Source organism: Duganella guangzhouensis (genome assembly GCF_009674535.1).
Classification (GTDB): domain Bacteria; phylum Pseudomonadota; class Gammaproteobacteria; order Burkholderiales; family Burkholderiaceae_D; genus Rugamonas; species Rugamonas guangzhouensis.
Window position 1 is genome coordinate 149,529 of the sequence record NZ_WKJK01000004.1, and the last position, 13,311, is coordinate 162,839.

Here is a 13,311-nt window from a genome sequence, read left to right on the forward strand (position 1 = left end):
ATTTGTCGCCTACCGAGTCGATAATGAAACGCGACACGGCCGAAGAATGTCGGCTCGGCCTGTCGCTAACGGTGTCGTATACATAAGCTGGCTGCGTCAGTGCTGTCTTGTGTGATCAATCCTGTCAAGTGGTTCAAAAGCGCTCCTTCATCCCACTTTAGTCGCCCCCTAAGAGCGCACTCCCATACGCAAATGACGCGCCAGCCTGCGCTTCGCAGCGCGAGAACATTACGTTGATCCCGCTGTTGGTTTGCGCGGATTTTTGTCAACCAGAATTCTCGCCGAGTCTGAGGAAGGGTGAAGAGATGGCAATCATGTCCATGCCAGAAGCAACCCTGCACGAAGATGACGGTGCGATGTTTCGGCAGCACTATATCGGGTTTGCCTGGCAGGCTACTGACGTGCAGGCGGTAGCGGAATCCCCGCGAAAACAGTAGCTTTCTGAGCAGTACTTCAGGGCGGGTGTTTTTGCCCCGGATCGCTTGCATATTTCTACTACGGCGTTCCGGGGTATGGACGTCGGTCATTGTTTAGGCCGCTAATTTTCTTCTTTGTTCCTGTAAGCGCTTCGCTTGGAGAATTCGGCTTTTCATCAGTTTTGCTACTGCTGCAAAAACCCCTACAACAACAGAATTGCCAAACTGCTTATAGGCTTGAGTATCTGACACAGGAATCTTGAAATTAGATTCGCCCGGGCGATCGTAGCCCATCAGTCGCGAACACTCAGATGGGGTCAGGCGGCGCGGCCGGTTCTTGATGTTCTTCTTGTGGTCGAAATCAAGATCCGATTTAAAGCCTCGATCGATCAGAATTTCAGAACCATCCTTGTGGTAGCGGGCGGATAGCGTGCGCGTCACCTCATTAGGATTGTCCGGCTTTACTAGGCCGTACCCAAAGCCATTTCCCTTGGCCTTGTGCTTGATAGAGTAGTTGAAAAGATAGCGCCAAAGATTTTCCGTAAGGATGTATTTCGGATCAATTTCTTGTTCATCTTCTAGAATATCCGTCAGCGTAGGCCTAGCAGGTGGGTAGTGGTGACTGACATCTTTCAATGTGAAGCCATCATGAATATTCAGGTCCTTCCGGAAACCAACTAGCACGATACGCTCACGGTGTTGGGGAACAAAGTGGCTGCCATCAATGATCTTGTAGTCGGTTGTACCGACTTGTTCCGAATCTGCTACCCAGTAGCCCAGTTCGTCGAGCGCCTTCATGATAGTGCGGAAGGTATTGCCTTTGTCGTGACTCTTGAGATTCTTTACGTTTTCCAGTACAAACGCAGCCGGCTGTTTGGCGGCAATAATGCGGGCTACGTCAAAGAAAAGTGTACCTTGGGTCTCATCTTCGAACCCGTGCTTCCGCCCCAATGAGTTTTTCTTCGAAACACCAGCGATGGAAAATGGCTGACATGGAAAACCGGCTAGCAGCACATCGTGATCTGGCACCCCCTGTTCGTTGATGTACTTATATGCTTCAGCTTCGCTTTTTTCCGGCCTGTTACTCCACGTTACTTTGCGAATGTCATCGTTGAACGCGTGATAGTTTGGGTCAGAATAGTGATTTGCCTTGTAAGTGCGTACCGCGAAAGGGTTCCATTCGCTCGTGAAAACACACCGTCCCCCGATTTCCTCAAAGCCACGTCGAATACCACCGATGCCCGCGAATAGGTCGATAAAATCAAAATCGTAATGCGGGTGCGACGCTGGTGGCTTTGGCAGCAGCGTTTGAAGATGCTCATATTCGTGATGACTAAGCCGAGGACTGGCCTTTCCACTCAGCCAGCGATTAATTTTTTCCCGGCTCCACGAGTCGGGCGACTCTATATTTAGGTACTCAGCGATATATTTTTGATCATAAATTTCGAGAACTTTTTTTAGAAGCTTCAGTCCGTCGTCGTCTGGTGCCATGGTTTGTTGCTTTCTGGGTCAAATGTGTGATGTATTATCACTCATTTGACCCAGAATCGCAAAGCTAGTTGATACGGAACTGTGGTTTTATACAGTATTTTTGTGAAGTCAGCAAAGGGGGTTGTTTGATTGCACTCGATCCTGACCCACGACTTGCATCCAAATCTGACCCCCTATCACTTTTTCAGTAGGTCAGTAGGTTAGTGGGTAGCTAGTTTTTGCCGTCCTCCTTTCCAGTAATTTGCGTTGAGCTATTTTTGAAGCGGTAACTCTCGTTACCGGTTTCTAAGATGTGGCAGTGATGAGTCAGTCTATCGAGAAGCGCTGTCGTCATCTTGGCGTCCCCAAACACTGCTCCCCATTCCGAGAAACCCAAGTTGGTGGTGATGATCAGGCTCGTCTTCTCGTAGAGCTTGCTGATGAGGTGAAAAAGCAAAGCTCCGCCAGTTTGGCTGAAGGGCAGATAGCCAAGCTCATCCAAGATCACCAAATCGGTGTGAAGCAGCCTTACCGCGAGCTGGCCGGTACGTCCCTGCTGCTTTTCCAGCTCCAGCGCATTGACCAGCTCAACCGTCGAGAAAAAACGTACCCTGCAATCGTGATGTTCGAGCGCTTGAGTTCCCAGCGCCGTTGCCAGATGGGTTTTCCCCGTGCCAGGACCTCCGACCAGAACGACATTGTGAGCCGAGCGCAGGAAGTCGCAGCGATGTAGTTGCTGAACCAGGTTAGCATCGACTTCGCTGCAAGCGAAGTCAAACCCGTTCAAATCACGATAGGCAGGAAATTTAGCAACTTTCATTTGATAAGCTAATGAGCGTACTTCGCGTTCGGCAGCTTCGGCCTTAAGCAGACCGGCGAGGACCGGCAGGGCCGCTTGGTAGGCCGGCGAGTCCTGAGCTGCCAAATCAGCGAGCGCCTGCGACATACCCCAAAGCTTCAGGGACTTGAATTGCTCTTGCATTGCGTCATGCTGCATCTTGTATGCTCCGATTTCTGAGTTGATCATAGCGGCCGACGTCGGCCTTCGGCTCGACTTTCAGGCTTAAGGCCTGAGGGGCATCGATCTTTGGTGGCGGAGCCGTGTCCAGCAGTCGGCTAAGCATATTGAGGATGATCTGCTTCGACGGTGCCCCTGCGTCTAGTGCCTGCTTTACCGCTGCCAGTACGACTTTCTCGTCATGGAACATGACCAAGGCTAGGATCTCCACCATTTCCCGATCGCCGCCTGGGCGCTTTAATAGCAGCGCCTGAAGACGTTTAAACTCATCGGGAAATTCCCGGAATGGAGCGCCGTTTCGTAATGCGCCCGGCTTGCGTTGGAGTACAGCCAGATAGTGGCGCCAGTTGAAGATAGTCCGGCCGGGTTGGCCATGGTCCCGAGTAATTTCGCGCGGGTGTTCTGCGATGGTTTTGCCTTCGGCTACGAACACAAGCCGATCGCAATAAACCCTGACGCTGACGGGCCGGTTTGCGAACGATGCCGGCACGCTGTAGCGATTGCGTTCGAACGTGACTAGGCAAGTTGGCGACACACGCTTTGTATGTTCTACGAAGCCGTCGAAGGGACGGCCATTACGCATCAGGTGCGGCCGTTCGACTTCCCATGCATCCCAAACGGTGATGTCGGCCTCTGGATGTTTGACCTGCTTCCAGAGGCTGAAGCATTCGTTCGTGAGCCAAGCATTTAATTCATCCAGAGATTTCATTGGTGGAACCTTTTGCCAGATACGGTGGCGGCTGTCCCGGACATTCTTCTCGATTTGGCCTTTCTCCCAGCCCGATGCAGGATTGCAAAACTCAGCATCAAAGAGGTAGTGGCCTACCATCGCCTCGAAGCGAGCATTGACGTCACGATCCTTGCCTGTGCGCACCTTATCCACAGCTGTTTTCATGTTGTCGTAGATACCGCGACGCGGGACCCCACCAAATGCGTTGAAGGCGTGTTCGTGCGCGTCAAACAACATCTCATGCGTCTGGATTAAATAGGCGCGGAGGTAGAAGGCCCGGCTGTGACTTAGCTTAAAGTGGGCTACTTGGAGTTTGGTTCGTTCGCCATTGATGACAGCCCAATCCTCGCTCCAATCGAACTGAAAAGCCTCACCTGGCGCGAAGGCCATAGGGATATATGTTCGTTTGCTTGACGGATTGACCCGCTCAGTTTGACCCTCCCTCCATACCCTCGCGAACGCCGCAACCCGGTCGTAAGACCCCTCAAAACCCAATTCCTTTAGGTCCTCGTGGATCTGCTTTAAGGTGCGTCGCTGCTTCCTGGAGCGAGCTGCCTCGGTCTTGAGCATGGCTGAAAGTTGGAACGCATATTTGTCGATCGCGCTGCGTGAGCGCCGCACGGCGTAGGCCGGCTCGGTGATTTCTGCGCGCAGATAGCGTCGGACAGTGTTTCTAGAGATGCGCAGGCGTCTGGCTATCTCTCGAAGGGGGACCTGGTCTCGGATATGCCAGCGTCGAATAATGCTTAGTAGTGCCACGTCGATCACTCCAATTCCCCACTCAACTTGTTGAGCAGGATTGTGTCTTAAACGTGGGTCAGATTCAGTTGCAAATTACTGGGTAAAGTGGGTCAGATTTCGCTGCAAATCAACACGGGTCAATTTGCATGCAAATGAACCCATCTAAATTCCGAATCTCGCTAGAAAACAAGAACTTGCGAAATACAGATTGCACCATCACCTGAAGAACAGGAAGGGCAAGCGAAGCGGTCAACTTGACCCACATGCAAACGCGATCCCAAAGACCACCTGGACGTACGCCATGGCTATTGCTGCTCAAGAGCTAGATGGACTGCGCTCGCGCTCTCGTGATCCGTCATTGCGACCTCGATCGGGAAAAGTCAGGTACTTCAAGCACAAATCCTCATGTCTTGATGTCAAAAACTCTAATGCTAAATTAAAAGGCACTAATTGCTCGGCCAGGAGCACGGCGGCGAAATAGACGCCATGCGACCGAACAAGGTCGCGAGCAGCAAAGCACTTTAGGATGTCGGGAGTTCGCATTAGCTCACTCTACGGGGTTGCATGATACGCGTTTTGATTTTTCTCAAGCGTCAGCAATTAGTGTTGAATACTCTTAGAGTCGTGAGCCTCCATAATGGGGCCCGAAGTTGAGCGAACCTTGCGTGGCGTCGCGATTAGGCGTCGCAACTACTTCCTCATGAGCGCCGATAGCGGTGGTAAACGTCTTGTCGACATCTATTCGCCAATCAGCAAGGCTTAACTAAACGGTGGCGACCCCGAAGCTGACGTATATCGCCACTCACATTCGTGAGACGCAAAAATGTGGTCAAACCACATAACGTGATGTTACGAAATTTGACCATTTGTTCCATCATCCATGTAATTCATCTAAGGATATGGACAATTATGGCTGCCTCTTTTCGACATGAAAAATATGCAAAACAAATTGGAAATGCGTTGACCGCGCAACGTATGAACAAAAATCTAACTCAAGGGCAGCTTGCTACGCAGCTAGGGGTAGAACAAGAAACTATTTCACGCTTTGAGCGAGGAGCTACGTTACCTCCTTTGAGCCGCCTCTTGGATTTAGTTGAAATTTTTGATATCTCGATGCATGAATTTATCTGCCAGTGCGCCGTGAGTCCAGCTGATCATACTGCGGCCTTAGCCTTAAAACTTAGTGCGCTAAGCGAAGACGACCGTTCTTGGGTATATGGTTGGGTTATAGATATTTGTGCAAGACTTGCTGTTCCTGATTAAAGTAGTGAAGACGAAATTAATGAATTTCATTGCCTAATTTCATTTAGCGCGAGATTAATATTAATTCCAGCCTGACGAATTAAATCTTCAACGGCATCTATTGGTACACGGCCAAGCTTAGCACTTTCTTTTAAAGATTTTCCATCACAAAAGAACGATCGCATTGCAATAAGAGTTGATGAACCATCTTCATCAATCAAATTAGGAAGACCAAGCGTTTTTAGGTGAGAAGACATCAAAGGAGGGGCTGCAAGACTATTGCTATACATTTCATGATGTTTTCCTTTTGCTTGAATATAACGTCGCTGAAGATCTGCACGAGTTCTATCTCTTCCTTGCCCTTTCATTTTTTTAAAACTTATATCCTTTGAGTTAATGCTTTTTAATGCATCTTCTGCTGAAAAAAATATAGCTGCTGCAATCAATAAATAGGATGCGACGGGACTAGGGGATTTGGTAAAACTTAAAATTCCGTCGATTCTGTAAAAAATAGAGCCTGGACTTTTTGTTGATAAATCAGGAATTATAGAGTTTAGCCAAACATGTGGATATGTCTTTACCAAATAGTCGCTGATTAAAGGCGAATTTGAGGGGCCGCAGTGGGTACGATATCCCATACATGATATTTTACTCCTCAAAGCGGTCATACTGCGAATATGTGAAATGGGCGCCGAATTAGACATCAATGCTCGACCAATTTTCAGAAAACGGCTTATAGCATCATTGTTCCTAGCAGAGGTTGCCAAATCTTCCGATATTCTTATCGCGGATTTTATGATTTGCAAGGGAGAAAATAAAAAATGACCATTATCATTGGTATAGAAAAGCGTTTCATTATGGATATCGCAAACCATTACGCCTGGTAGCTGGTGAGTTCGTCGCCAATAAGACATTCCTTCATTTAGTAAATCTTTTTCAATACATTTTTCACAAAGAAATACTCCATCACGCGCCAAGCGAATTCCGGATATAAATAGCATATCTTTGTTTTTCGGACATCCATGCTCAACCATCGGGAGGTAAGATGTAATTGATCGGCGATATGGTAATGTTGAGTGAGTTCGCACAAATTCTTGTAATTCCATTCCACTCGCTAAAGCGAGTAGTTCGATGGCGGGTAATTGTCTTCGTGTTTTATCAGGAAAACCCGCCCACCTTGCAATCAAATTTAGTAGCTCAACCTCATTTCGTTGGCCATTTATTCGCATTAACCGACCTAAATAAGATCGGTCCAGCTCATCGTCGAGGGGTATAAGTCGAATCAGCAACGCTAGTTCCTTTCATTGGATTAAGTAGGATCAAGATCTATCCTGAGTTGCTTGGCCTGACCATCGGATGCCTGATCATTCGACGGCTTTGCCTTGCCCCCCAAAGCCCTGTCTATCGCAACTGCAGTGCGAGGTAACCGATGAAGCGCCGACAGTTTTGCTCGTAGCTCAGGGATTTCCTGATACAAATGCCACAGTCTCAGTGACCTGTTTCCGAGCCTAGGAGCCAATTTAAGAATAGCGTTAGCGATTGCAGAACTGAGGGCTGTGTCCCGCTCATCCCATGGAGCACGCAGAACTCGGGATGATTCAGGGTGAGATCGTGGATTGGAGTTCTCGGAAAGCCAATGCCTATCATTTCGATAAAGCCAAGCGTACAAGGCAGGTTCAAGTTTGCGAATAAATTTCACGCCCAAGCCGGCATTCTCTGATATCAAATTTGCCCAGCGTTTTCGAGCCGAATTCAAAGCTGATTCCAAGCGGATTTTTTTCCAAGCGGCGTGGAGGCCAACCTCCGTCCGTAATACATGCGTGACCGTGCCTACTGAAATTTGATAGCGAGCTGCAGCTTCGGCTTTATCTATCCCCAGTTGCAGCTCTTCGATCAAAAATGCTCGACGTGTTGGCATGAGTTTTTTTGGGCGTCGGTCGCACTTAATGCCGAGCTTAGTGGCCCATGCCATGCCGGTGGCTACATCTATACCAACCTTTTTCGCCGCCCCGCTTACAGACAATTGATCTTGTTGAATTGCAGCTGAAAATTCTGCTTTTCGGCTATCCTCTTTCGTTTCTGATGCCGATGCCGTGTATTGCAGCGTGGTATTTGAGATGCTCGGCGACATGCCAGCGCGGCATGCTTCAAGAAATTTTTTGTAGTCACCAAACAGCCAGTCAATCATGATGAGGTGGCGCAAAGGATGAGTACCGGCGCGAGGATGGCGAAGATACCTTGATAGTTGCGAGTAAGCCTGATCAGGATTGCCCGGCAGAGCTGCGAATTCATGCACCATTCGAAATGGTCTGACGTGCGCTTCGAATTCTGCGGCTATTTTTGATAGAGGTAAGCGCTCATTCGAGAGCAACAAGTTACGTCGGCGTAGCTCTGCCTGGTAGAGGATATGCAGGTAAGACAGATCCATTCGTACAATCTCTTTAGATCCCATGACATCGCTAGTGAGAAGAGCTAGACGAGTAAGATTTTTCATCAATTCGTTTATTGCCACTGGCGCCAGCTGCGGCGCTGGCAACAAATTGTCTGCTTTGGGCAGATGCCAGAGGAAGCGCTCGACGCCATTTGATTTTACTTTTGACTCCAAAAGAAATTGCCCGTGTTTTGCACAGACCCAGATACCAGGAAACTGGTGCTCGATGTGCCAATATGACCACCCTGTTGTGGCGAGATCTTCAGCCATGCATCGTCGGCATGCTTTCAACGGATGATGTGCACGAAACCTGCTAGTCAGAATTCCTAGGCGGTACTTCAGTCCCGTGACTGTTGTGCTGCGCATTGCTGATACAGCTGCTAGCTCATCTTCGGAATTTATAAATTTCGAGTAGTAGCACAGCAGCGTACGCTGTGTGCAAATTTCAGATGCAGTGCCAAATAGTCCTTCAGTACGATGGCAGAATTCGTCGATCCCTGCCGGCAGGTCATGCTGATAGCCTCTACGGGAGTGGCCGAATAGTGCCATACTGGTTGCATCATTGGATCTGCTGCCACTGAAATAATGGTACCGGCTGACTAGGCTAAATAAAGTCTCATCCCCTATCCATGTAAGCAGCGGGCTCTCGGAAAATAGATGTGGTGTGCTGGCCATGTCCACTCCAGAAAAATTCGACGAATTGAGGCTCTTATTTAAATGACGATGCTGTTGTTCTCTGTTACTGATAGCGTGCATCAGGTGCGTCTCACGTCGTTCCAAAACGTCGACCAGAATCCATCTTCTCGAGGCATTAAGTCTTCGAAGTTTCGCATTATTTTCGGGTCTTGAGAGCGCAACGACGCGATGGCGGGCATTAATGGAGATAAATATGTGTGCGCCGCTTTTTTGAAATCCTCTGGGCTGAGATCGTCGTTCTTCCTCCGCTCAAAGGCAACCCGGTGTGCGGCAATCCATAGTGCAATGACGACTCGTGGAATTCCTGCAGTCAGCTCAATGATCAGGTTCCCAAAGTTTTCGGAATGGGGAATCGTTTTCTTCGCATACTGGTATCGGCATAAAGCCGGAAAGAAGATTTTGTGGAATTCCCGATCATTACCTCCAGAAAATTGAGCGAATGGGTGATACCCCTGTGCTACGAATCGCTGGGTCGTGGCAATACGCTTAGTCATGGCGCCGACTCCATCGGGAGTGCCGGAAAGCAGCAAAGCGATTTGCGAGGTGTTTGTAAAGTTCAGGATCGACTTCAACAGAGAATCTTCCACGATACTGAGTTCTAATCCCTGCTCAGATTTTTTTGCAGCACGACGCCGCTCAAGTGTAGGGATCTTAAAAAAATTTTGAATTTCATCAAGATGAAGGATGCCCAAGAAATGAGACGAAGCGACCTGCCTCCATTCATCCAGCATCTTCATTCCGTCATTTCGCTTTCTTTGTAACGTTGCGCTAAATCGGGAGCTGTTCATGGCCTGATCAAAACTCATCATCAGGTTTGCTGCGAGGTCACCGGATTTCCCGCTTGCTGGGACGTCGGTCGATAAGTACACTAGTTGATGCAGCCCTGCCGCCATATGGCGAAAGCGCTCGTGATAGATAACTTGACTTGGATAGGTTGCAAAACTGCGCAGCACGGCTTGCGTTTTTCCCGTGCCAGAAAATCCTGTCACCATGGCCGCACCCGCAGGCGCTGGGAGCAGCTTACTCGCCTTGGTTTCGCCGCCTATTGACTTCCAGGTTTCCGCTGATTCTGGATTCCGGTAGCGATAGCTTTGGCGTATCATGAGATCGATTGTCTGGTGCAACCGCGCACCTTCCTGTGAGGGAATGTGCAGGTCGCGAAGTGCCATTAAATGGTGCAGACGAATATGTACTGGTATGTCAGCTACGTTCTCTGGCGGGAGCGGCAAATATGTTAAGGCCGCTAATGTGTCCGGGCCCGACAGTATCGGTCCGAGTCCCGGAATTAGTACATTGCCTGCGTATGGATCGTTTGAGTAAAGTGGATTCATCAAGTTGCCCCTCTAGTAGCCTTGGCAATAACGTCTCGCATCATTCGGACGTAAGCCTCGTCGGATTCGTCTGACGAAGTGTCTGGAGTTTTCGGTTGAGCGGTAGTATCGCTGTGCTGCTGTTGCTCCATTGTGCGTGACTCAGCGATAGGCGGACTTTCACCGTCGTATTTATCAACTGCGTTTTGCGTTTGCTCCTTCGCGCCAGCGACAAGTTTGGCGACCCGTTGAGCCGCCGCGAGCTTCAATAAAGTGGTCGCATGTTCGATGTCAGCTTTGCTTGCATTGCGATACATGAAGGCGTCCAATACTTCGTCCAGAGTCTGCTCCTTTGATGCTCTTGCCTGTTCGGATAAACGTAGGTCCAGCAATCCACTTTTACCCATATTGGGCGTCCAGATGCGTGACACAGAGCCGGGAAAATGGTGGGCCTCGATATTCCAGCCGCCGAAGTTTCTTGCATAAGCGGTCCATTGTGCTTCACTGACTGCGTCGGATTCATACGTTAGGCCACAGAAGTTAACTCCTGAGCGAGTTACGCGTGCTGTGTTTTGCGGAAGAAGTGTTGTGATAAGATCTGATTGACTGAAAGCTCTACGCGTACCGATTCCGACCTCGTGTCCCCACCGCCAAAGACCAGCTGGTGTCGGCGTTACGCCGGCAGCGATCATATGTGGATCGAGCCGTTGAGAACGATCAGCTGTCAGGTTGTATTCTGCAAAAATGATCTGGAGGTATTCGACGTATTCTCGGATTGTGAATACCGCCTCGTGCGGGTTAAAGCGTCGCAGTTCGAATTCTTTTTTTCGGGCATCTATTGCACCTGGAACCCAGTGATATTGCTTGTCTTTTTTGATGCGATGAAGGACCTCCACTAACCCTTTAAGATCGGGGCGGTAAGGTGGGGTGTAACTCATTAAAAGTTTCAACTGGAAGCTCGTCAGCTTTGCCGCAAGCGACAGATATTCACCACGATCGGTCAACACAACCACAGGTAGTGTCGGGGTTGGGAAGAGGCTTTGCATTGGCTCGTACTGCCAGAGATCAGCTACGAGTAGTGGATCTGCTGCGGCGGAAAATAAGCCCAGCTTCGCCATGTCCCAGCTGGGGCCGGCTAGGCAGACATAGAAGCCAACGACCGCCGTGGACCAGTAATCGACGATTACGTAAACGATTGGCCGGCCGATAATCCATGCCCTATTGATACTGGATCTCAGATAAACATCACCGATTGTCGAATCCATCCCCCAAGTGTGGCCAGGCCCTGGAACCCTCTTCCAATTCTTAAACAGCAAGCCCCTGAGGCTACGTGCAAAATGTCCTGCAGTCGTGCTTTCAAATAGGCTCTTTAAACGTGGCACATCCGTCATTAGAACCCGCCGTACCTGATCGAGGTTCGGATACTCGCCTTGAGTTGGTTCACCTGGAACAAGAACCCCATTTTCATCTTTAAAGCGCGTTACGAAATGCGAGTTGATGATTTGGGTATACCGATCTGGAAACTTCGGCTTCGGACATGCGATTTTCTTGTCAGCCATCATAATTCGCGCGCGCCAGTCCGTACTCATACCCGGTTGAGATGGCGGGAGATTTTGACCAGTGGCTCTGGCGGTGCGTTGCCTATCTGTTTTCCTACCAGCTTTTTGACGGCCATTCACATCACATGGCCTATGCTTCCCTGGGGCGCCGCAACGATTTATGCGAGGCATCAGACTCTCTGCAGTAAAGCCATACCTGCACATTAAAGACCATAGTTTGTAGACTGTTGGGGCAGCGAGGGCGCCGACGTTTACAACTGCCTTAACGAGCGAGCCAATATTTCCAGAGATCAGGATGCTGCTTCGCAGTTGATCGAAATCGAGGAATGGAGCCATGGCGCTCACTCGCTCTTCGTAAAGTTTCTTACTGGCTTCAGAGATGTTGAACTGATCTCGCTCAAGCTCGATGGGCACAAGCAACTTTGCGCTTTCAAGAGAAAGTAAATCCTCGCGATTCGCCCAAAGCAATGTCCCCACTAACGGTAGCGGTGGTGGTTTCTTAGAGCGCGTAGACGTAGACGTAGACTTAGCGCGGCCGCGGCGTTCTGGCTGGTCAGGAGGTGGAGGCGATAATCTCACCAGGGATGTCTTGCCAATGGATGGAAAGTCAAATACCACTCTGAAGACCCCGACCAACTCAGAACTGGTAATTTGAATTAATTGATTGTGTATTAGAACGCCCATGCTGACCTCCTCGACTCGACGGGGTTCAATGCACGAAACAGCGACGGTTCCAACAAATGTAATGGCAGATGGGGCCTCCAGCCTCGCCGCAAGTCCACTGGCATCAACCCCGACCAAACGGTCTGCCAGAAGGCACGTTGCGCCACGTCCATGTCCTGAAACTCCTGGACGAGGATACTGAGTGCGGTAGTGAGTGACTTTCCGGAGAGCTTGTGGATATTCGCCGTTACGAATTGGATTTGCATGTCATCGCATTTTTCGCCCAACGCCCATCCGAAAGTATTCATCAGCGTGTCTGCTGCGAGCTCCACATACAAATCAGGGGTGATGAGGATCCACTCGGCGCCTCGTGCCATCCAATATGCACGTTCAATCGACAGCAACTGCTTTGTGCGTTCGTCGATAATTGCATCTTTTGTCTTAACAGCAACGGCAAGTAGTTGCTTCCCTGCGGGCCTATCCAGGGTTACCAAGAAATCAGTCGTCATCACCCAAAGAGCAGAGCGCCCTTCCCCGCGCACTAGCGGATGGGCTATCGCAAGTTCGTTGGCGATATCGACAGTTCCCGCATAGAGCTCAGTCGTGCGGCGGCCGGCTTCATACGCGCATAGCTCATGTGAAGACTGGTCTGTGCAGAGCGGAAATTGGTCACGTATATCAATGACGTCGCTGACCATTGTGCAGAAGTAGAAAACTATGTGCTCTATTGTGCTTAGCAATTCCACATGACGCCCGCCCCACACTGGGCAGTGGGAAGTCCCCTTGCTTGACGGATCACTTCTACTGACCTGATGCCATGGTACGTAGTCACCATAGACGCCTTTACCTCGTCCCAGCCGTTTAAAGCGCTCCAGCAGACCTGGCGTAAATCGTTTTTGTGTTCGCATGTTGGCGCTCCTTCAGCACAACGGCAAAACACATGAGCTTTTGTTGCTCAATGAAGCGGATGCATCTGGTTTGTGGCAGACAGTTGACTGACACTTGGATGAGGACATCTGATACATGATTTCTTCC

At 49.7% G+C, this 13,311-nt stretch carries 10 protein-coding genes; 1 reads left to right on the forward strand and 9 read right to left on the reverse strand.

Features of this window, described 5'->3' with window-relative positions; genetic code table 11:
• Positions 1-65 precede the first annotated feature (65 nt).
• The 4 genes from GJ699_RS09315 to istA form a co-directional block, all read right to left on the reverse strand.
• Positions 66-527 carry a very short patch repair endonuclease gene (locus GJ699_RS09315; RefSeq protein ID WP_154375384.1) on the reverse strand — a complete coding sequence of 154 codons (462 nt, stop codon included), beginning with the start codon at positions 525-527 and terminating at the stop codon, positions 66-68.
• A gap of 3 nt (positions 528-530) precedes the next feature.
• Positions 531-1,907, reverse strand: a complete 1,377-nt coding sequence (dcm, locus tag GJ699_RS09320; protein ID WP_154375386.1) for a DNA (cytosine-5-)-methyltransferase — start codon at positions 1,905-1,907, stop codon at positions 531-533.
• A gap of 211 nt (positions 1,908-2,118) precedes the next feature.
• Positions 2,119-2,883 (reverse strand): IS21-like element helper ATPase IstB, encoded by a 765-nt coding sequence (gene istB, locus GJ699_RS09325; protein WP_154375388.1) that lies wholly within the window; start codon positions 2,881-2,883, stop codon positions 2,119-2,121.
• On the reverse strand, positions 2,873-4,402 hold the full coding sequence (gene istA / locus GJ699_RS09330; protein ID WP_371867511.1) for an IS21 family transposase: 1,530 nt from the start codon (positions 4,400-4,402) through the stop codon (positions 2,873-2,875). Before istA ends, istB begins: the two co-directional genes overlap by 11 nt.
• Positions 4,403-5,284: 882 nt before the next feature.
• On the opposite strand from istA, the gene GJ699_RS09335 reads away from it, so the two are divergent.
• Positions 5,285-5,638 carry a helix-turn-helix domain-containing protein gene (locus tag GJ699_RS09335; protein ID WP_195763506.1) on the forward strand — a complete coding sequence of 118 codons (354 nt, stop codon included), beginning with the start codon at positions 5,285-5,287 and terminating at the stop codon, positions 5,636-5,638.
• 26 nt (positions 5,639-5,664) lie between these two features.
• On the opposite strand, the gene GJ699_RS09340 is transcribed toward GJ699_RS09335, so the two are convergent.
• The 5 genes from GJ699_RS09340 to GJ699_RS09360 form a co-directional block, all read right to left on the reverse strand.
• Complete coding sequence (locus GJ699_RS09340) at positions 5,665-6,906, reverse strand: TniQ family protein (protein ID WP_154375392.1); 1,242 nt, start codon at positions 6,904-6,906, stop codon at positions 5,665-5,667.
• A 20-nt stretch (positions 6,907-6,926) separates the two neighbouring features.
• A complete protein-coding gene (locus GJ699_RS09345) occupies positions 6,927-8,723 on the reverse strand; it encodes a TnsD family Tn7-like transposition protein (RefSeq protein WP_195763507.1) in 1,797 nt (598 codons plus the stop codon).
• 80 nt (positions 8,724-8,803) lie between these two features.
• A complete protein-coding gene (locus tag GJ699_RS09350; RefSeq protein WP_229262033.1) occupies positions 8,804-9,913 on the reverse strand; it encodes an ATP-binding protein in 1,110 nt (369 codons plus the stop codon).
• 161 nt (positions 9,914-10,074) lie between these two features.
• Positions 10,075-12,297: a TnsB C-terminal domain-containing protein gene (locus GJ699_RS09355; RefSeq protein ID WP_154375398.1), complete on the reverse strand. Its 2,223-nt coding sequence runs from the start codon at positions 12,295-12,297 to the stop codon at positions 10,075-10,077.
• Positions 12,285-13,184, reverse strand: a complete 900-nt coding sequence (locus GJ699_RS09360; protein ID WP_154375400.1) for a TnsA endonuclease N-terminal domain-containing protein — start codon at positions 13,182-13,184, stop codon at positions 12,285-12,287. Before GJ699_RS09360 ends, GJ699_RS09355 begins: the two co-directional genes overlap by 13 nt.
• Between the last annotated feature and the right edge of the window lie 127 nt (positions 13,185-13,311).